At 42.4% G+C, this 19,280-nt stretch carries 22 protein-coding genes; 14 read left to right on the top strand and 8 right to left on the bottom strand.

Translation table 11 applies throughout. The features are described 5' to 3' along the window. Positions 1–198: 198 nt before the first annotated feature. From SYN7509_RS0200445 to SYN7509_RS0200435, 3 genes are all read left to right on the top strand, one after another. Positions 199–783, top strand: a complete 585-nt coding sequence (locus SYN7509_RS0200445; RefSeq protein ID WP_009632449.1) for a tyrosine-type recombinase/integrase — start codon at positions 199–201, stop codon at positions 781–783. After that, complete coding sequence (locus SYN7509_RS30005; RefSeq protein ID WP_009632450.1) at positions 780–947, top strand: hypothetical protein; 168 nt, start codon at positions 780–782, stop codon at positions 945–947. Before SYN7509_RS0200445 ends, SYN7509_RS30005 begins: the two co-directional genes overlap by 4 nt. A gap of 145 nt (positions 948–1,092) precedes the next feature. Further along, entirely contained in the window at positions 1,093–1,488 is a 396-nt protein-coding gene (locus SYN7509_RS0200435) for a single-stranded DNA-binding protein (RefSeq protein ID WP_009632451.1), read from the top strand. On the opposite strand, the gene SYN7509_RS27410 is transcribed toward SYN7509_RS0200435, so the two are convergent. Both SYN7509_RS27410 and SYN7509_RS24765 read right to left on the bottom strand, forming a co-directional pair. Next, positions 1,463–1,861 (bottom strand): hypothetical protein, encoded by a 399-nt coding sequence (locus tag SYN7509_RS27410; protein ID WP_009632452.1) that lies wholly within the window; start codon positions 1,859–1,861, stop codon positions 1,463–1,465. The two genes, SYN7509_RS0200435 and SYN7509_RS27410, sit on opposite strands and share 26 nt — an antisense overlap. A 79-nt stretch (positions 1,862–1,940) precedes the next feature. After that, positions 1,941–2,162, bottom strand: a complete 222-nt coding sequence (locus tag SYN7509_RS24765; RefSeq protein ID WP_227501455.1) for a helix-turn-helix domain-containing protein — start codon at positions 2,160–2,162, stop codon at positions 1,941–1,943. 295 nt (positions 2,163–2,457) lie between these two features. On the opposite strand from SYN7509_RS24765, the gene SYN7509_RS0200420 reads away from it, so the two are divergent. From SYN7509_RS0200420 to SYN7509_RS0200405, 4 genes are all read left to right on the top strand, one after another. After that, positions 2,458–3,210, top strand: coding sequence for a hypothetical protein (locus SYN7509_RS0200420; RefSeq protein WP_009632454.1), 753 nt, complete (start codon positions 2,458–2,460; stop codon positions 3,208–3,210). 25 nt (positions 3,211–3,235) lie between these two features. Then, a complete protein-coding gene (locus tag SYN7509_RS0200415; RefSeq protein ID WP_009632455.1) occupies positions 3,236–3,454 on the top strand; it encodes a hypothetical protein in 219 nt (72 codons plus the stop codon). A 3-nt stretch (positions 3,455–3,457) separates the two neighbouring features. Further along, positions 3,458–3,667, top strand: a complete 210-nt coding sequence (locus tag SYN7509_RS0200410) for a hypothetical protein (RefSeq protein ID WP_009632456.1) — start codon at positions 3,458–3,460, stop codon at positions 3,665–3,667. Positions 3,668–4,010: 343 nt separating this feature from the next. Continuing rightward, entirely contained in the window at positions 4,011–5,183 is a 1,173-nt protein-coding gene (locus SYN7509_RS0200405) for an IS110 family transposase (protein ID WP_009632457.1), read from the top strand. Positions 5,184–5,262: 79 nt separating this feature from the next. Here SYN7509_RS0200405 and SYN7509_RS24760 read toward each other — a convergent pair whose 3' ends face one another. Continuing rightward, on the bottom strand, positions 5,263–6,036 hold the full coding sequence (locus tag SYN7509_RS24760) for an amidase family protein (protein WP_009632458.1): 774 nt from the start codon (positions 6,034–6,036) through the stop codon (positions 5,263–5,265). A gap of 376 nt (positions 6,037–6,412) precedes the next feature. Further along, positions 6,413–7,258 carry a PD-(D/E)XK nuclease family protein gene (locus tag SYN7509_RS0200390; protein WP_009632460.1) on the bottom strand — a complete coding sequence of 282 codons (846 nt, stop codon included), beginning with the start codon at positions 7,256–7,258 and terminating at the stop codon, positions 6,413–6,415. Between the two features lie 153 nt (positions 7,259–7,411). Here SYN7509_RS0200390 and SYN7509_RS0200385 point away from each other — a divergent pair, with 153 nt between their 5' ends. Together SYN7509_RS0200385 and SYN7509_RS0200380 are read left to right on the top strand one after the other, a co-directional pair. Then, positions 7,412–8,851: a phosphoglucomutase/phosphomannomutase family protein gene (locus tag SYN7509_RS0200385; protein ID WP_009632461.1), complete on the top strand. Its 1,440-nt coding sequence runs from the start codon at positions 7,412–7,414 to the stop codon at positions 8,849–8,851. Between the two features lie 51 nt (positions 8,852–8,902). Then, entirely contained in the window at positions 8,903–9,181 is a 279-nt protein-coding gene (locus SYN7509_RS0200380; protein ID WP_009632462.1) for a lipopolysaccharide assembly protein LapA domain-containing protein, read from the top strand. Between the two features lie 10 nt (positions 9,182–9,191). Here SYN7509_RS0200380 and SYN7509_RS0200375 read toward each other — a convergent pair whose 3' ends face one another. Both SYN7509_RS0200375 and polA read right to left on the bottom strand, forming a co-directional pair. Further along, complete coding sequence (locus SYN7509_RS0200375) at positions 9,192–10,133, bottom strand: DUF4351 domain-containing protein (RefSeq protein ID WP_009632463.1); 942 nt, start codon at positions 10,131–10,133, stop codon at positions 9,192–9,194. Further along, positions 10,130–13,048 carry a DNA polymerase I gene (gene polA / locus SYN7509_RS0200370; RefSeq protein ID WP_009632464.1) on the bottom strand — a complete coding sequence of 973 codons (2,919 nt, stop codon included), beginning with the start codon at positions 13,046–13,048 and terminating at the stop codon, positions 10,130–10,132. Before polA ends, SYN7509_RS0200375 begins: the two co-directional genes overlap by 4 nt. 155 nt (positions 13,049–13,203) lie before the next feature. Between polA and rplU the strand changes: the two genes are divergently transcribed. Together rplU and rpmA are read left to right on the top strand one after the other, a co-directional pair. Further along, positions 13,204–13,590 carry a 50S ribosomal protein L21 gene (gene rplU, locus SYN7509_RS0200360; RefSeq protein ID WP_009632465.1) on the top strand — a complete coding sequence of 129 codons (387 nt, stop codon included), beginning with the start codon at positions 13,204–13,206 and terminating at the stop codon, positions 13,588–13,590. Between the two features lie 104 nt (positions 13,591–13,694). Continuing rightward, positions 13,695–13,985 (top strand): 50S ribosomal protein L27, encoded by a 291-nt coding sequence (rpmA, locus tag SYN7509_RS0200355; protein WP_009632466.1) that lies wholly within the window; start codon positions 13,695–13,697, stop codon positions 13,983–13,985. A 78-nt stretch (positions 13,986–14,063) separates the two neighbouring features. Here the strand turns inward: rpmA and SYN7509_RS24755 are convergent, their stop codons facing one another. After that, positions 14,064–14,501, bottom strand: coding sequence for a hypothetical protein (locus SYN7509_RS24755; protein WP_009632467.1), 438 nt, complete (start codon positions 14,499–14,501; stop codon positions 14,064–14,066). Positions 14,502–14,683: 182 nt separating this feature from the next. Between SYN7509_RS24755 and cruF the strand changes: the two genes are divergently transcribed. Then, on the top strand, positions 14,684–15,589 hold the full coding sequence (cruF, locus tag SYN7509_RS0200345; RefSeq protein ID WP_009632468.1) for a gamma-carotene 1'-hydroxylase CruF: 906 nt from the start codon (positions 14,684–14,686) through the stop codon (positions 15,587–15,589). Positions 15,590–15,616: 27 nt separating this feature from the next. Continuing rightward, a complete protein-coding gene (cruG, locus tag SYN7509_RS0200340; RefSeq protein ID WP_009632469.1) occupies positions 15,617–16,798 on the top strand; it encodes a 2'-O-glycosyltransferase CruG in 1,182 nt (393 codons plus the stop codon). On the opposite strand, the gene rnhA is transcribed toward cruG, so the two are convergent. Further along, a complete protein-coding gene (rnhA, locus tag SYN7509_RS0200335) occupies positions 16,767–17,663 on the bottom strand; it encodes a ribonuclease HI (protein ID WP_009632470.1) in 897 nt (298 codons plus the stop codon). The two genes, cruG and rnhA, sit on opposite strands and share 32 nt — an antisense overlap. 506 nt (positions 17,664–18,169) lie before the next feature. Between rnhA and SYN7509_RS0200330 the strand changes: the two genes are divergently transcribed. After that, a complete protein-coding gene (locus tag SYN7509_RS0200330) occupies positions 18,170–19,258 on the top strand; it encodes a glycosyltransferase (protein WP_009632471.1) in 1,089 nt (362 codons plus the stop codon). Positions 19,259–19,280: the final 22 nt, after the last annotated feature.

Here is a 19,280-nt window from a genome sequence, read left to right as displayed (position 1 = left end):
TCCTAGTTTATGGGTTTATAAATTTATCGTAAACTTCTACTTCTATGGAAATCAGGAAGATTACTGATGACGCTACACCCTAGCACTGGGCTATAGTTGACTCACTTTCAATTAATAGTTATTCGTGGTGATATTCCACTTTTAATAGTTATTTGGATAAAAGAAGAAGTTAATTATTAGTTAAAAGTAGAAGAAAGAGTGAAAAATAATCGCTACGGTCAAGCTGCTTTAATATCTGAATTTGAATATGTGAAAATCCGCTCCAAAATTGAAGACCCCAAATATAAGTTGCTTTTAGATATCGCTAGGTTTACTGGGGAGCGTTGGGGGGCGATTGTGCAGCTAAAAATAGAAGATATTTTTGATGCGGCGGGTAATCCGCTAGGAGAGATTACTTTTCCTTCTGGCATTCGCAAAGCTGACACCAAGGGCCATCGCTTCACTCGTCAAGTTCCCGTTCATCCGGTTTTGCGCGAAAAACTGGCGGCAATGCGCCCAATTGTTAAATCGGGCTGGATGTTCGAGAGTCGGATCTATCCTGGCACTCACATTACGTTACGGGCGGCGGACTTAATGCTGCGCGGCGCGGTGGAACTAGCGGGGCTGACTCATAAAGGCTTTAGCACCCATTCGACGCGGCGGACTTTTATTACTCGGCTCTGGGAAGCTGGTGTCGATCTGCATACCATCCAATTACTCACGGGTCATAAAGACCCGAAAGCTTTGGTTCGATACATCGAAGCTGACCCCAATCGCATTACTAAGGCTCTAGCTCTACTATGAAAATTTCCCCGGTTCTGGCTTATCAGATGGGCTTGTTTGTGGCAAGGCTTGTTTCTGGACAATTCAAAGACATTGCTCAATTGGCGGCGGCGCTGGAAATTCTCTCTGATAGTGCTTGGAAGGAGGCTTTTGAATTTACGCCCCCATCTATTCGTATAGATTAGAAGTAGTGAAAACTCATTAAATTTATGACACCGCAAGAAAACGAAATCCGTCGCAGCTTTGAGGCGATAAATCTTATGGCAAATCTTGTGGCTCTTGTCAGTTATTTAATGCTGTTACTTCTTTTGCTGGCTTAACGATGTAGCTATGACTCCCCAAAACTTTCAAACCTACCTGAGAACGCAGCAGTTAATTATTGAGTCACTTGCCAGGATTGCGATCGCTCTTGAACACATGATTCCTCCCCAGGCGGCTCCTAATTATCAGTTTGAGTTAAAGGACTATAGCGCTTTTAATTGGGCTTCTATCGGCGCGGTGGTGGCAGACTTCGACAGCGATGGAGCGACGGCGATTATTTGGCGCAACCATACTTACTTGCGTCGCAGTCCTACAAATAAGTTTGATGCGGCGATCTGGTTTAGTCGCTGCGTAGGCAAGGATGAGAAAGGCGCGAACATTTACGAGCGCTTAATTACTTTTAAGGCGATAGCCGTGCCTGAGCCACTGCCGCAACGCATTACCGCCCAGCAATCAGGGCGATGATTTCTTGGGGAGATGTACCCAACGCGATCGCCTTCTCTACTTTTTCTTTGAGTAAGTTAGCGCGATCGCTGTTTGTGTTGCCGCCGGGTAAATGTACCCGGACGCACGAACCAATTTTCCCAGGGGTTTTTAAGTAGCAGAATCTATAGTATTGGTGTTTTGTTCCGCGTCTTGATACCCAGTAAGTTTGGATCCAAGCAAATAACTTTGGTTCGTGCGTTGGTTCGTGCGTTACCTCTTTTTGGGGGACGCACGAACCAATATCTATCGCCCAGTCGGGAGAATATCCGCCGCTATAAATTTCCGTGTCAAATAGCGAAGTCTGTTCTACTTCGTCTCGGATGAGGTCAGCGAGGGTGCGTTTTTTTGCCATGATTGTAAAGCGAAGTGTAAAAGCTCGATGTTTCACCCTAGGTCGCCCAGACTGTTATCAGTCTGGGCGGCTTTTGGTTTTATTCGGACTCAAACAAACGATTTTGAATGCCGAAGCCGTCGGGCAGATCCTCAACTTTGATGATGCCCAATTCTCGACATAAGCTCTTTAATTGACCGAGAGTTAGCCTAGCTTCTGCTTTTCCTGCTATCCAACGTTGATAGGTAGCACGAGGAATACCGCAGCGCATAGCAAATTCATCTTGGTTGTATGTTGTACGGTCTATCCTTAGAGTCTCCACTGGCGATTGACTCTCCTGCTTCTGTCTTTTACTTCTAGGATTCATGTTACCACAGTTAAGTCTCAATCTGAGGCTTGTACTTGACACATGACAAGATGAAGCCTCATAATGAGACATGAATAAACAACACAAAAGGACAGGCATTTGATTAATGCCTCCAGCACGAGAATTAAGTCTTAATGTCCGTCCTTTCGTCTCAGTTTCTCACGCCCAACACTTGCCGCCGTAAGCCGTAGCGATCGCATTTGGCAGTAATGGAGCATTAGAAACGTTTGTATCAACCGGAGGAGAGCAAGTGAAGTTACCGGAATCAATGGAAGAAAAGTACCGCCAACTTTTAGAGGAGAACGAACGCTTAAAAGCCGAACTGAGGGAAAAAAAGACAATTATTAATCGTGCCAGGGACATTACACCAATCGTCCGCCCCAAGACAAACCGAGTATTTAAAATCCTTGGGGATGTTGGCATGGGATTATCTCGCGTTGCTGATGGCTGGATACTTGAAGCTGGGGAACTATCGCGCAAGCTTAAAAGGCTATCTACGGTGTGGGAATTAGTTACCACTGAAGGACTGGAATTAAAGGATATTTTCATTAACGAAAGAGTCCAAAAACTGGCAGTGGTTTCTATGCCTATGCCTATGCCAACTTCGCCCGTTATCAATCAGGAAAATTCTACTGAGGAGAAAATCAAACTGATTGAAAAGTATGCGATCGCGCTTCCTCCCACCAGTGCCAATTCGCTGAAGGATTTTAGTATTGAACAAATAACTAAATCCTTGGACTACTACAAAGCAGCCATCGCCAAAGGCAAGGAAATTCAGAGCGCTGCCGGGTGGCTATTCAAGTGTTTAAAAGAGGAATGGTACAAAAATTTTATCCCCGAAGCGCCCGCTTATACTCCCAAAATCTTCACCGTTGCCGATCTGCCCGATATTGAAGTCGCTCCCATCCCTAAAAACTGGCGGGAGATGGTTTTAGCTAGCTTGTCAGGGGAAGTGCGCGATCGCATTCAAGAGCGATTGAACGCGCTAGGCGTACCCTACTAAATCAAACTCGCATTAACAAAAACTTATGATTATTACGTCTATCAGTTACCAGAAAGTTAAAAACCTTGGCAACTACGAATCCGAGCGCCTAGAAGCCACTGCCACCGTCGGGGAAGATGAAAGCGTAACAGAAGCAGTCAAGCCGTTACGCGCCTTTGTTGACGGGCAACTTACGTCAAACGAGGACAAAGTTACACCCCTTGACGATGAAGATGACATCTTTGATTACTCCGGCGGTATGTAAGCAATGCTTCCTTGTTTTTTGTCCGAGGATGAGTGGATTAATTTAGATCACGTCCGCTCTTTTCAATACGAGGACGATCCATTGCTTGTAGTAGTTACTTGGGCTGACGGAAAACGCACCACTTATCGAGATCAAAAAGCAGTTTTTCTGCTAACCACTTGGTTACAGATTATCAACTCTAATACCACGACAACGCCTGACGAGCTAGGGTAACTCACCTAGCGAAACACCCATCTATTAAATGGTGGAGTGTCGCGCATTGGGTCCAAACCAAGGCGTACTACTAAAAAATCAACCACGAAGAAGACCTTAGAAAAGAAGTAGGCTTAGTGCCTTTCCATCTTCATAGGCGCTTGTGGTTGAAGTTTGGTAGTCCCCACTATGCCTAAGCATTCGTGCTTAGACTCGGCCTTAAAAGTGAATTAGGCGCTCTTAAGTGCGTGCCTATGGGTGATTCGCAGGCTTGCATAGATGGGCATTTTTTGGAGGAATAAATCCACCAAAAAATGCCATGGGTAAAAAGGCGCTCACCGCAAAACAAAAAGGAGAATAATTAATGCGAGTTGTCGGACTCGACGTTTGCAAGAATTCTGTAGTTGCTTGCTTGCTTTCTGCTGCGGTAGAAGAGCCTAGACAATTATATTACGATTACAAGTTTCCCAGCTTTTTCACGGATAGCAGGGGTATAAAAGCGCTACTATCTCTCAAACCTGATGTAGCGGTACTAGAACCAACAGGTGTTAATTACTCTAAGTTTTGGGTAACAAAACTAGCGGAAGCTGGAGTAGAAATCGCCCTAGTCGGACACAAGCAATTACACGCCTACAGGGTGAATCTGGACTTACCGGATAAAGATGACTCCGCCGACGCTTTGGCACTAGCTTGTTACTACCTAGAGCATCAAAAGAGCGATCGCCGTTTTGTCCGCATCCGCGATCCGATCATCTCTCAAATTCGGGACATTGTTTTACGCCTTCAGCACCTCAACCGGGTACAGTCGCCGATTATCAACCGGATTCGCCAAGACTTAGCATGGCAGTTCCCAGAAGTCGCCAAAACTAGCTTAGATGCGCCGCTATTTTGGGGGTGGCTAGCCGGAGAACGTAAAAGCCAAAGGTATGATAAAAAGCTGACTCTTAGCTCTGGTCTGGGGCTGGAAAGTGAAGTAATTTACAGTGCTAAGGCTATTTGCGAACTCCAGCGCCGGGAACGAGCTTTAGAGCTAATGATGCGATCTTTAATGAAGGACGTACGCTTTCTCAAATACCGCAAAGTCTTTGCTCGTTTTGGGTTTGGAGAACGGGTAGAAGCCCTAATCCTCTCGCAAATCTATCCGCTTGAAAACTACTTTGGCGCGGATGGAAAGCCAGAGATTAAAGTCCAAAAAGGTAGAGTATCGGGCAAACCAACTAAACGCCACTTGTCCCGTAGACGCTTTCAAAAAGCACTAGGGGTAGCGCCGACGCGGGAAGATAGCGGCGATAAGAAGAAAAGCAAGAAAGCCGGATCTAGCTTGATTAGAATGGCGCTGTGGCAGTGGGTCTTTACTCGCATTGAACCAAAAAGAAACCGCGTCAAAAATTCTATTGGCACGGCGCTCGGCTCAATATTTGATAAAGAAAAAGACCAGTCGCGCCCGATAAGACTTATCCGCAGTCGGATCGCCAGTCGCGCCATTGATTGGCTGTTTGCTGAATTAGTAAAGGAGCTAGTCACGGGTAACAATTAATTAACCGCGTTTCCTAATGCCAACAAAAAGCCGAACTACGCGCAATGGTTCGGCTTTTTGTTGAACTACTAAAAAATGTCTAAAGTGAAGAAGGAGTACGAATCGAACCACCAGTATCAGTTCCTGTACCTACCATCGCAAAATTGGCAGCAATTGCCGCCCCTGTTCCACCACTCGATCCGGCAGATTGACGATTTAGTTGGTAGGGGTTGAGAGTAGCACCACCAAGAGAACTATATCCTGACCCAGATATAGCAAATTCATCCATTTCTGCCTTGCCTAAAATTACGGCCCCAGCATTGCGAAATTGCTCAACTACAAAAGCATCATCTGGCGGTAATGAACCATTCAACGCATCCGAACCGCCAGTGGTTGGCAAATCAAAAGTATCGTAATTATCTTTAAGAATTATGGGTACGCCATGCAAAGGCGATCGCGCTCCTGTAGTTTTGCGCTCTAAGTCTAAAGCCGCCGCCGTCTCCAAAGCATTAGGATTAATCGTAATTAGCGAGTTCAAACTAGGGCCGCTATCATCATAAGCATCGATACGGTTAAGATATAATTGCGTCAGTTGCTCTGAATTCAACGCGCCAGCATCAAAAACAGCATTAATATCAAATATTGTCGCCTCTATTAAATTGAATGTCGCTGCTATAGTTGCTACGGGCAAGCTTGCTAGTAATGCTCCCTGAGTTACTAATATTGTGGTAGCTTGTTTAACTAATTTGCTCACTAAATGTTTCTCCCCACGCTTATAAACATTATTCAAAACTGCCTGATTATTTGTCGCCAGCAAAAACTTGCAGCAAGTAAAAGCACTATCTGCTTTATCTATGTGTCTAAAAATTGGCATTATTTAGACAGCAATCGAGTTAGATAATAGATTAAATTAGCGATTCAATCTTCTAATTTCGTTTATATTATTTAAGCAAAAATATAAAAACTGTTACAACTACTACAAATTTAGATATAGCAATCCTATTTGAGTTATGAAATATGGATAGCCCCCAACCCCCAATTGGAGGTGGCGCAGAAGTCTTGTCCCCCCAAGGTTGGGGGTTAGGGGGCGAAACCCTCTTGCTGTTCACGACTGATTTAGGATTGCTATAGCAATCCTGTTTGATTCATAAACATTAATTATAGGGGCGTAAGGCTTTGCTCGCTCATTTAGGATTGCTATAGTTCGTTTCAAAATATTTGTTTAAAAAACTAATTTTCTAATCTTATTGTTAAGGTTTCAACTCTATTTTTTCAGGAGTAGACGCTTTAAACCCAGAGAACTCACAAATAGAATTAAACGCACAGTAACGACAGTGATTGCCAGGATTGGGAGGAAAAATTTTACTAAAATTAACGGGTTTTTGCTCGTAGCGGCGTAAATCTTGCTGATGCTTTTGGGCAACTTGTGCCAACTGATTTTCAATCGTATCTAGTTGACTAGAACTAACAGTAATTAACACCGACTTTTTGCAGTGTTCTAAATTATAAAAAGAAGCAACAGCATAATTATGAGGATACAAATAACGAGCAGCAACTAAATATACCAAAGCTTGCCTTTGATCGAAAGCTGACTTACCCGTTTTAAAATCTATAATATGTAGCCTGCTGCCATTTTCGCTAAAAATGCAGTCCATTGCCGCATACAACCTAAAAGGATGCTCCACTTGTTTAATTAAAATTGGACGCGGGAAGCCCTCATCACCGCGTGTTAACTGAACAATATGCTTACCTTCTAATAGCGGAGCATGATGATAATTTTTCAATATTTGAATTACACGCTGCTGCACTTCCTCAGTTGTTTTGTTCAACTTAAGTAACTGAGCAACTTTTTCTACACCGTCTGGCTGGGTTAATAATTCCCTATGGTGATGAAACTCATAAACGCCTTTTTGAGCCAAAATCCCAATACGCTGCGGTGGTGTAGCTTGAGCTAAAAGCTCTTTGACTATCGGTTCTTTTTGCCGTGCCTTAATAAATCCCCGCTTCATTTGACAATGCCAACGCTCTTGTCCCACCGCCGGGGCAACTAATGACCATAGATGATAGCTGGCAAAAGGTTGCCCAAAAATTAGCATTACTTAGTTACAGTGAATAAACCGCTCAAAGTAGGCGATCGCCTTTAACAGGAACAGTTTTAGAAAAATGCCCATTTCCTATTTCTTAGCTACACCGAAAAAGGAGAAGCTTCCTGTACTATTAATGATAAACACTTCCTTGAGTGGCAAAGGATGAGCAGTATTAGCAATTCTAATCAAATTAAGTTTGGTACGGATGGATGGCGAGGAATAATTGCCGATGACTTTACTTTTCCCAACGTGCGGAAAGTAACTAGAGCGATCGCTTTTTACCTCGAAACCGCTTACCCCAAAGACCGCCCGGTTCTGGTCGCCTACGATACGCGCTTTCAAGCCGAGAAGTTCGCCTACACTGCTGCTGAAGTATTGGCAGAGTTGGGATGGAATGTATTGATTTGCGATCGCGATTGTCCGACCCCAGTAATTGCCTACAATGCCCGTCTTCTAAATTCTGCGGGGGCATTAATGTTCACTGCTAGTCATAATCCCGCACCCTACTGCGGAATTAAATATATTCCCGACTATGCAGGCCCCGCCACCCCAGAAATTACCGATACGATTGTCGCAAATCTTGAAAGCGCTGCCGATACGCCCGTTAACGGCAATTTTAGCGCCAAAATTACTACGTTTGACCCCAAACCAGAGTATCTGAAATTTATCTACACTCTTATTGATGTAGATCGCATTCGTAGCGCTCACTTGAAGGTAAAGTATGACGCACTTTATTCCACCTCTCGCGGCTACTTAGATACGGTGCTAGAACACTGTGGCTGTGAATTAGAAAGCTTCCACACCTACCGCGATGTGTTGTTTGGGGGGGGGATGCCCGAACCCAAAGGAGAGCAGTTAGTAGAGCTTGCCGAAGCGGTAAAAAGAGATGGCGCTGATATTGGGGTAGCAACCGATGGAGATAGCGATCGCTTTGGTATTATTGACGAACAAGGCAATATGCTTTCGCCCAACACGGTTTTACTCTTATTAGCGCGTCATTTGAGTAAAAATCGTGGCAAAACTGGGGCAATTGTCCGCACGGTAGCAACTACCCATTTACTCGACAATCTTGCAGCTAAGTACGGCTTAGAGATTTTTGAAACGGCGGTAGGCTTTAAGTATATTGGCGAAAAAATGCGGGAAACTGCCGTATTAATCGGCGGTGAAGAATCGGGAGGATTGAGCGTTATCGGGCATATTCCCGAAAAAGACGGGATTTTGGCAGATATGCTAGTCGCGGAAGTAATTGCTTACGAAGGTAAGCCCTTAAGTCAGCTAGTAGAAGAAGCGATCGCCGAAGCGGGCGGCCCGTTGTACAATCAGCGTCTAGACTTACATTTAGATGATGCCCACAAAGCTGCAACTATTGAGTCTTTTACTAAAAACCCTCCTTCAGATATTGCGGGAGTCAAAGTCAAAGAAGTTGGGCGCAAAGACGGCATTAAGCTGTATTTAGAAGATGGTAGCTGGGTGTTGTTGCGTCCTTCGGGAACTGAACCTTTGATGCGCGTCTACTTAGAAACTCATTCGGTAGAACAGCAAAACAAAATTGCCTCCCAAATGGAACAACTGATTAGTCAGTTAAAACCTGTAGCAGTTTAAATAAATTAGCGATTAGCTAAAATAACAGCTAATCGCTAATTTTTAGTAAAAATGAAAACTATTGCTAATTTAATTGTTTCTTTAATTGTGGCTACGTGGGTAATTGCGATCGCAATTCTATCGTTAAAAAACGTTACGCCAGTATCTTTAAAGTTTTTTACTTTTACCTCTATTCAACTACCCTTTTTTCTAGTAATTGCTTTCAGCGTTGGTGCGGGTATAGTTTTAATGGCGCTAATGCAACCATTGTGGAGTTTTGCTGGTGCGAGGAAAAATACCGATGATGACTTTGATGAAGATGATTTTTCCTTTAATGATGTTCGCAAATAGAAGCTGGCAATTATTCCACAGGAATTTGTTGCAACCAAGCTTCTAAATCTGCAACTTCAAAGAAGTCTAACAATGCTTCTGCTAAATCTTCTACCTGGCTAAGTTTTAATTGCTCAATGCGCTGTTGCAATTTGGGGGTAACTGTACCAATTCTCCGATTAAGCTGACGCATAACTAGAGATAATGCTTCAGATTTCTTTCCTTGTTCAAGTCCTTGAACAAGTCCTTGTTCAATACCTTCTCTCATCCAGCTAGTAACTATTTTCATTGTTGCCTCCTTTTGGGTTGGTTCAATTTTATCAATTTCGGCTTGAAAAAGCCGCTTTTCTTGAGCGTTTAACTGCAAATAACTATCGATAAACCCAGATATTAGTTGCATTTTTGCAGGATTTAGGCGCAAGGTTGCCAGTAAACGCAAACATTCTAGCTTTACTTTTGGGCGATCGCTATCTGCTATATTCATTTTTGCCATCAATGCACTAGCAACGGGGTTTGCTTGTTGGACAAAGTCACGCCAATTCAGTTGATTTAGTTGAATGACATCGTAGTTAAATTGTAAAACTACTTTATTTGGAAATGTTATTTGATGGTAGTTTGGTTCGATAGCTTTGGGATATTTGTAAGAAAATAAAACTACTGGATAAATAGGTAAGTCGAATTTTTCATACAACCGTGAAAAATACCGAAACATCCGCTTGCTAAAATCAGTTTGCTGTTGTGCTTGGTTTTCTATATGAATCAAAAAATATGATTCTTGAGAACGAAATTTAGCTTTAACAATTAGATCGGCTTCGTACCTTTCACCCGCCGTTATATCTGTAAATATTTCCTTATCTATAAACGTAATAGAATCTTGCTCTAGATAAGTTAATACTTCCGGGATAAATAGCTCTAAAAACTCTAAAAAAAATGTGCTGATGAGTTCCTTAAATAAGCGATCGTGGTCAATCATTTGGTTTCCATCCAATTGTTACCCGCCCGCACATCAACCATTAATGGAACGCTTAGTTTTACAGCATTTTCCATTGTAGATTTGATTTTTGGCTGCAAAGACTCCCACTCATTGGGGGGAACTTCAAATACCAATTCGTCGTGAACTTGTAGTAGTATTCGCGCTTGGTAGTTTTTTAAAATATCGTGCAATTGAATCATCGCCACTTTAATAATATCAGCGCTCGATCCTTGGATTGGTGCATTAGCCGCCGCCCTTAATAAACCCGCATCATTAGCTGTCAAACCGCGAATTTCATCAAGGTTAATGTCGGCAATTTTGGAATTGTGCAACTTGCGGAGGCGATCGCTTGTAAAATTAAAATAACGCCGACGACCAAAAATTGTTTCTACATAACCATTGGCGATCGCTTGTTGTTGCATTGTTTGCAAATATTCAAAAACCATCGGGTAAGTTTGGTTAAATTTCTCAATAAACACCTTACCTTCGGTAGCTTTCATTCCAGTTTCTCTAGCAAACCTTTGAGCGCCCATCCCGTAAATTACGCCAAAGTTAATAGTTTTTGCTAGTCTCCGCTCATCGGGGGTAACTATATCTTTTTCAAACAACAGTCGCGCTGTTACAGTGTGGATATCTTCGTTGCCTTTGTACGCTTCAATCAATATAGGTTCTTGGCATAAATGCGCCAAAATCCGCAACTCAATTTGGGAATAATCCGCCGCTACCATCAACCAACCAGTTTCGGGAATAAAGCCTTTACGAATTAACCGACTAAAAGCTGTCCGAATTGGAATGTTTTGCAAGTTGGGATTAGAAGAAGATAAGCGTCCGGTAGAGGTGACAGTTTGGTTAAAATTAGTATGCAATCGTCCCGTATCCGAGCGTACTAAAGCTGGAAGCGCATCTACATAGGTAGATTTTAATTTAGATAAAGTTCTGTATTCCAAAAGTGCATCAACTACCGGGTGATCTCCTTGGAGTTTTTCTAAAGTTGCTGCATCGGTAGAATAACCTGTAGCAATCTTCCGCGACTTTTTGCGATCTAAGTTGAGTTTGTCAAATAATAATGCACTCAACTGTTTGGGCGAACCTAAATTAAATTTTTCTCCGGCGGCGGCGTAAGCTTGGATTTCCAAGGCGGCTACATCTTGCTCTAGCTTGTCTGAAAGTTCTTTTAGGTACTCTGAATCAATCCGAATCCCGTCATACTCTATTTGTGCCAAAACAGGCTCTAAAGGTTGCTCTACTTCTAACAACAACTTGTGTAAATTGGGGACTTTGGCTAATTCTGCTCTCAGTTTAGGTACTAATTTAAACGTGCAATGAACATCCATCCCGCAATAGTCAGCGACGGCGGAAATACTTATATCGGCAATGGTTTGACCTTTGGGGACTAACTCTGTATAGCTTTTAGCCGTTATCCCTAAATATTTTTGGCTTAAATCGCTTAGATTATGGCTGCTATCTGGATCTATTACATAGCTTGCCAGCATCGTATCAAATACAACCCCAGCTAGGTTTATGCCCTGACAGTGCAGAACTAGGCGATCGAATTTGGCATTTTGCAAGGATTTAGGATAGTTGGAACTTTCTAAAATACTTTTTAATTGGTTTAGAGCGATCGCACTATCTAAATTTGTCCCGGCTTTGTGTCCAAGGGGAATATAAGCCATCTCTGTTGGTTCACTACCCCAACAACAACCAATTCCTACTAATTGCGCGTCTCTTGGCTCTAAATCTGTCGTTTCCGTATCCCAAGCAACGGGGGTATTAATATCAGTAAAGGTCTGTAATCTCTCAATTAGTTGCCTTAATTTAGCTTCTGTATCAATAATTTGCGGTGTAATGGGCGAGATTAGTTGCTCGGCGGCTTTGGCGGTATCGGCGGCGCTAAAAAACCACAGGTCATCGCTGGAAAATTCGGGTTCTTCAATAACGGGAGCAGAAACGGCGGGTTTTTCCTCCACTACACCCCCAAATCGCTGTTGAAGTTGATTAACTTTGCTTAAAAAGGTTTTAAATTCTAGCTTTTCTAAAATTGGCTCTAATTTACTGCTATCAAAACCTGTTAATTTGCAATCTTCTAACTGAAGTTCTACAGGTACATTCAGCACAATTTGCGCCATAAAACGGGAGTGGTAAGCCTCGTCTTTCCCTTCTATGAGCTTCTTTTGCGTAGCGCTTTTGATTTGGTCTAAAGAAGCGTAAATTTCATCAAGGTTATTGTAATCTTTCAGCAATTGGGCGGCGGTTTTTTCCCCTATACCTCGCACACCGGGAATATTATCAGATTTATCGCCACACAAAGCTTTAAAATCGACAACTTGAGAAGGTAAAACTCCTAACTTTTCTTGGACTTGTTCAATGCCAAATTCGCTAGGGCCTGTACCGCCACGCTGAATAAAAGTAGTGTTGAGATATAAGACCCCAATATGCGTTTGCGGATCTACAAGCTGAAACAAATCGCGATCGCCTGTTAATATTTTGACTTCGTAACCCACCGCACTCATTTGTACCGCTAAAGTGCCTAAAATATCGTCCGCTTCATAGCCGGGAGCGGTTAAAACTGGAATATTCAAGCCTTCTAGCAATTCGTGTAAATTCTTCAAGTCGGGGACAAAATCTTCTGGCGTACCAGGACGATCGGCTTTATAGGTATCGTCCGCTTCGTGGCGAAAAGTCGGTAAACCTAGGTCGAAGGCGATCGCCATTGCTTCGGGTTTTTGAGCGGTCATTACTTCTAGTAGCGACTTGAGAAACCCAAAACAAACGCTGGTAGGAATACCCGTAGTTGTTTTTAACCCGCCATCTCGTCCTTTAGCAAAGGCAAAATAAGATCGAAAAGCTAGAGAATGTCCGTCAACTAAAATGAATATTGGGCGAGTTGAAGCGTTGGTATCCATTGCTTGAGACATAAAAATTATTTTTAAGATTTACAAATATTCAGGCAGTCTTATATAATGCTAGATCGGCTGTCTAATTTCTGCTCGGATCGGGTAGACACTTGGCAAATGCTGGAATTTATCAAAAAAAATCCAGCTACCTGTACGGCAAACTTACAAATCATCCCATGACTTACGCAATCATTGAAACAGGCGGCAAACAACTAAGAGTTGAACCAGGTCGCTTTTACGACATTGAATTACTGCATCTTGAACCGGAAGAAACGTTGACTTTAGAAACCGTTTTATTAGTCAACAACGACAACGAGATCGCCATCGGACAGCCCTTTGTTGAAGGTGCAACGGTAGAAGGTACGATAATGCGGCACTTCCGCGCCCGCAAAGTGCTTGTTTATAAGATGAAGCCCAAAAAGAAAACTCGCAAAAAGCGGGGGCATCGTCAAGAAGTTACTAGACTAATGATTAACTCCATTAGTTTTAATGGTGCAGTGTTTACCGCTCCTGAAACTGATATCCCCGCCAGCGAAGAACTAGCGCAAACTGAAGCAGAATAAAAAATATTTTAAAAGTCTTTCTCTCAGTAGACTTTTAAAAATATTTCCCCCCCTTTTAAGGGGGGATCTCCCTCGTTATTTAAAGTTAAAAAAGAGGAACAATTATGGCTCATAAGAAAGGAACAGGTAGTACCCGTAACGGACGCGATTCTAACGCCCAAAGGTTAGGAGTCAAGCGTTACGGCGGTCAAGTTGTACGTGCAGGCAATATTCTTGTGCGTCAACGCGGGACTAAATTTCACCCCGGCAATAATGTAGGTATCGGTAGCGATGATACTTTGTTTGCGCTAATTGATGGCGTTGTCACCTTTGAAAGAAAAGGCAAAGACCGCAAAAAAGTAAGTGTCTACACTCCTCAAGCTGCTCCTATTCAAGAAGCGGTAGCTGCTGCTTAGTCAGTTCGGTTAAAAAACCCGGCTAATTTTAAAATTAGCTGGGTTTTTTGTTTAAAAATAGATTTTTTGCCGAAATCCTTACTCTAAAATCAAAGTTGAGATTAAATAGTTAATTAAGCCGCCTAAAAATAAACCCAATAGCGATATAAAACATATAGTTCTAAAAATTTGGCGATCGCTAAAATTGGCTGCTTGCAAATCTATCTTGGCTAATAAAAAAGCACAAATAATTACCAAAAGATGAGCAAAAGTGTGTAACCAAAAAACAATCACTACCCCCAAAAAAGCCACAAGCACCGCCACTAAAAAGGCTTTAAAATCTGAAGCCAGTAAGTAAGCAAAACTATCGCGCATTGTTGCCCAAGAACACGACAACACGGCTCCAAGTAATAAAATGCACAGCGAAACTACCGCCCAAGCTGACCAATGCTCGTGTAAAGCCGATAAAAAGCCCCCTAGGGTAATATTTGTCGCTAATAGTAGTGATAAAGCCAGCCAAGGTATTTTCTGTATCATGATTTAAAAAAAATGTCAATATATAGTACAGTTAATTCCTACTTAAACCGATCCTATCGAGAGCGAACAAAGAAGAAAGATGGCGATCGCACTAAATCAAAAAAATACTTACAATATTCTCTTAAAGATTTGTAAACTAATAAAGATACTTTTGGAGTGTCAAGTTTTGTTAGGGAGTTTTCATGCAGCAACTTGTTAAAGCGGAGCGCTTCTGCTTAAGCGGTCATATTTTGGCAAAAGTTTTTGGACTAGCAGGTTTATTGTTAGTCGTACCTCACGCGGAGGTAATTACAAACTTGGGAAGTGTGGGACAAACAGCTTTTCAATTGAGTATGGCGGGTGGGGGAGTATCAGATATTTTACTAGGAATAGCGGCAGTATCAATTTATGCTTACAGGCAGTTGGGCGTTAAAGCTTGGCTGTTATTTATGTTGCCCACAATTGTTATATCTTTAGGTAGCGAACTACTCGGAACTAGCACAGGCTTTCCCTTTGGTGACTATAGTTACTTGAGCGGTTTGGGTTATAAAATTGCTGGATTAGTACCCTTTACGATTCCTTTATCTTGGTTTTATGTGGGTTTGGCGGCTTACTTGCTGGCAAGAGTAGGGTTAAATGTAGACCAAAAACCTACTCTATTAAGGCATATAGGAGCGATCGCGCTAGGTGCGGCAATCTTCACTTCTTGGGACTTTGCTTTAGAACCTGCTATGAGTCAAACTGCCGTTCCCTTTTGGTTTTGGGAAGAAGCTGGGGCATTTTTTGGTACGCCTTATAGAAACTATGCTGGCTGGTTTGGGACTAGCGCTTTATTTATGAGTGTCGCCGCCTTATTGTGGAAAACTACACCAATTCCTAAATTGCAAAAACCGCAATTAACAGTACCATTAATAGTTTATTTAACTAACTTTATCTTCGCGGCGGTAATGAGTTGCGCGGCGGGTTACTGGATTCCTGTATTGTTAGGGGTAGTTGTGGGTGTAATTCCGGCGATCGCCTTATGGAATATGGCTCAACCCGTTTTAATGACGGAAGAAACAAGCAATCATCTTCCGGTAATACCCGTCAAACAAGTTGCTTATAAGTAAGCTCTAGTAATTATTGGACAATAAATTGTGAGTGACTGGTTGACTGTAGAAAGTGGGCTTGCTTTTGGAATATTACTAATTCAATTACCAGCCACGGCAGTTTTGCTGTCGCGGTTGGTAAAAGGAGCGAGTCGTCACCCACCGATTCAACCAAGTAGGGCAACCCCAGACCTTTTGGCAAACGTCAGCGTAGTAGTACCGACGTTGAACGAAGCAGAACGAATTAGTCCTTGTTTAACTGGGTTAAGTCAGCAAAGTTATGAAGTGCGGGAAATTATTGTTGTAGACAGCTACTCCTCTGATGGAACGCCAGAACTTGTCAAAGCAGCAGGACAAAAAGATCCACGTTTTCGGTTAATAAATGACGACGCTTTACCGACAGGTTGGATCGGTCGTCCTTGGGCTTTGCACAATGGATTTCTTTATAGTTCCGAGCAAAGTCAGTGGATTTTGGGCATGGACGCGGATACTCAGCCAAGGGCGGGATTAATTGCGGGACTCGTTACTACTGCTATGGCAGAAGGCTACGATTTAGTCTCATTATCGCCGCAATTTATCCTTAAGTATCCTGGAGAATGTTGGTTGCAACCAGCGCTGTTAATGACTTTGCTGTATAGATTTGAAAGCGCTGGAGTTGATAGCGAAATTGCCGAACGAGTGATGGCAAACGGACAATGTTTTTTATGCCGTCGCTCAGTTTTAGCAGAATTAGGGGGTTATACCAGCGCAAAGTCGTCTTTTTGCGATGATGTCACCTTAGCGAGAAATATCGCCTCTCTTGGCTTCAAAGTTGGCTTCTTAGATGGCTCAAAAGTCCTCAAGGTAAGAATGTATGAGGGCGCATTAGAAACCTGGAAAGAATGGGGGCGAAGTCTCGATCTCAAAGATGCGTCGTCAATGGCTCAAGTTTGGGGCGATTTATGGCTACTGTTATCGGTGCAAGGATTGCCTTTATTTGTTGTCCTTTACTTCAGCTTGATGCAGCATTCCCCAGCGCTTTTACCCCTGCTTTTACTAGGTTTAAATTCTTTTCTTTTGGCGATTCGCTGGGCGTTGTTACTAGCTATTGCTTCTACTTACGACTTTTCAACGGCAAAAGGCGGCTGGTTATTTTGGCTTTCTCCCATTGCCGATCCTTTAGCGGTACTGCGAATTTTCTTGTCTGCTAACCGTATTCCTACTCAGTGGCGGGGTCGGAGTTATAGCTAGTTGCCGAACTAACATCGTCTCCTCGTTCTAATTCCCACAGAATTTGATTGCCTTCTCGTCTTACTCTCGACACAATCCAGTTGCGCCAGCGCCACTCGTCTCCGCGACTGGTGACGGCGCTGGCGTGGACATCCATCAAATCGGCAAGTTCGGAACTTGTAATTAGGTAGCCTTTGGTCGCAATTTCTTCCGCTATACGCAGCGTATCAATCAAGTGGCGCAACTGTCCCACTTTGACCTCGCGGGGTAATTCGTCTGCATGAGTATTTATTGGGGCTGGTGAATCCATATTTGTTGTTTTTGCAACCAGCAAGTTAGGTTGGATAGTTGGGTTAGTGGCGGTATTGTCGCCTTTTTTTTCAGCTAATTCTGTTGTTTGTGGGAGGTTTGGTTTGCCTTGTTGTAGCGATAAGGTTTTTCCATTAGCAAACGCCCGTGCGATCGCATCGCACCTTTCATTACCCACATTTCCCGCATGACCCCGGACGTGTTGCCACAATACCAATTTACTATTCAATTGGTCGAGGTTTTCCCACAGGTCTTGATTTAGTACGGGCTTACCAGTGGCGGTTTTCCAGCCTTTTTTTTTCCAATTTTTTACCCACTGAGTTACACCTTTAATTAAATATTCGCTATCGGTATACAACGTTATTGGTTCTGTGGGCGGTGTTTCGGTTAAAAAAGTTAATGCTGCGATCGCTGCCTGCATCTCCATACGATTATTGGTCGTTTGCTTTTCATTGCCGCCAAATTCGCGCACTGATTTATCTGTGTAGTAAACAACTACGCCCCAACCCCCAGGGCCAGGATTGCCAGTGCAAGCTCCATCTGTATACACGCTTTGAATTGTGCCGCAAGAAGACATACTACAATGCCAAAATCTGCAAGAGATCGTTAACAATAGCATAAAATAGTTAGGTCTAGCTACTCAAAATTAATTAAAGCGATCGCTTCCAAGTCATTTTGTAATTTTTACTACTTCTCAATAGAATCGACTAGCCACGGCTTAAACTAACTACATAGCATCTGTGATTTTACAGTTTCATTACAAACTCTTTACAGTAATATGTAAATTGAACGGCGGATTTTACCTATAACTGTAAATAAGTAGGAAAATTTATGCACTGCTCTAAAGTATCAAAATATTCCACTTTGCTTGGATACAGGCGTTTATCGAGTATCATTACTACCTATATCTTTAGATATAGGTGTCATTTTGTGAAAAAAGCTACCATTTTACTTCTAAGTATTAAAAAACAGCAGAAATTGGTGGTAACAGAAATCAAAGCATATTTCGATAGCATTCCGGGTAGATTAAACTAATATTGACTTTAAATTTCGTAAGCAATAATACTTAGATTTTGTAGATATATGAAAATTGCTCTAGTCCATGATTACTTAACACAGCCAGGGGGCGCAGAGCGAGTTTTTGAGCTACTTTGTAAGCATTATCCCGACGCAGATATCTTTACATCAATTTACGATCCAGACAACAGCATTGATTTGGAAGGACGCTTAGTCAAAACAACTTTTTTGCAAAATATTCCAGGAGCAGCTAAGTATTTTAGGCTTTTAGCACCACTATATTTTCCAGCTTTTCGCGTTCTAGACCTACAAGATTATGACTTAATTATCAGCAGCACCACCAGTTTTGCTAAAGCCGTTCGCAAAAACCCCAAAGCCAAGCACATTTGTTTTTGTCACAACGTAACTAGATTTTTATGGGATACAAAAACTTATCTGCGAGAATACGGAAATTATCGATATTTTTACCCAGTTATCGAAGCTATGTTTGCGGCAATGAGGAAAGTAGACTTGAAGTATGCCCAGGAGCCAGATTTTTACATTGCTAATTCTAGTACCGTAGCGGGGCGAGTTCGGGAAAATTACGGCAAGCAGGCGATCGTTATTAACTATCCAATCAACACCAATAATTTTGAATTTTCCGACAGCAAAAAAGACTACTATCTAGCGTCAGCGAGATTAATTGGTTATAAACGTATAGATGTAATTATAGAAGCCTTCAATTGGTTGGGATGGCCGTTAATCATAATTGGCAATGGCCCAGAAAAGTCGCGCTTGCAATCAAAAGCTTTAAGTAATATCCAATTTTTAGGTCATGTAACTGATAGCGAACGCTCAGGTTTAATGGCGAAAGCTCGTTCTGTAATAGTCGCCGCTTTAGAAGATTATGGGTTAGTACCAATAGAAGCAAATGCGAGTGGAACTCCTGTAATAGCCTATGGCGCAGGCGGCGTACTAGATACACAAATACCGGGAAAAACTGGAGTATTTTTCTCCAAACAAACACCCGATGCGTTGCAAGCTGCCCTTTTAAAAGCAAAGCAAACTACCTGGGATTATCAAGATATTCGTAATTGGGCAATTTCTAATTTTTCTGAAGTTGCTTTCTTTAACCAAATCGACCGAGTAGTTGCTGAGGTATGCAATGCCGCTTAGTTTGATAAATATAGTAAAGTCT

Origin of the sequence: Synechocystis sp. PCC 7509 (assembly GCF_000332075.2) — a bacterium.
Classification (GTDB): domain Bacteria; phylum Cyanobacteriota; class Cyanobacteriia; order Cyanobacteriales; family Chroococcidiopsidaceae; genus Aliterella.
Note: the sequence above shows the minus strand (reverse complement) of the source record. Positions and strands in the feature narration are given on the sequence as shown.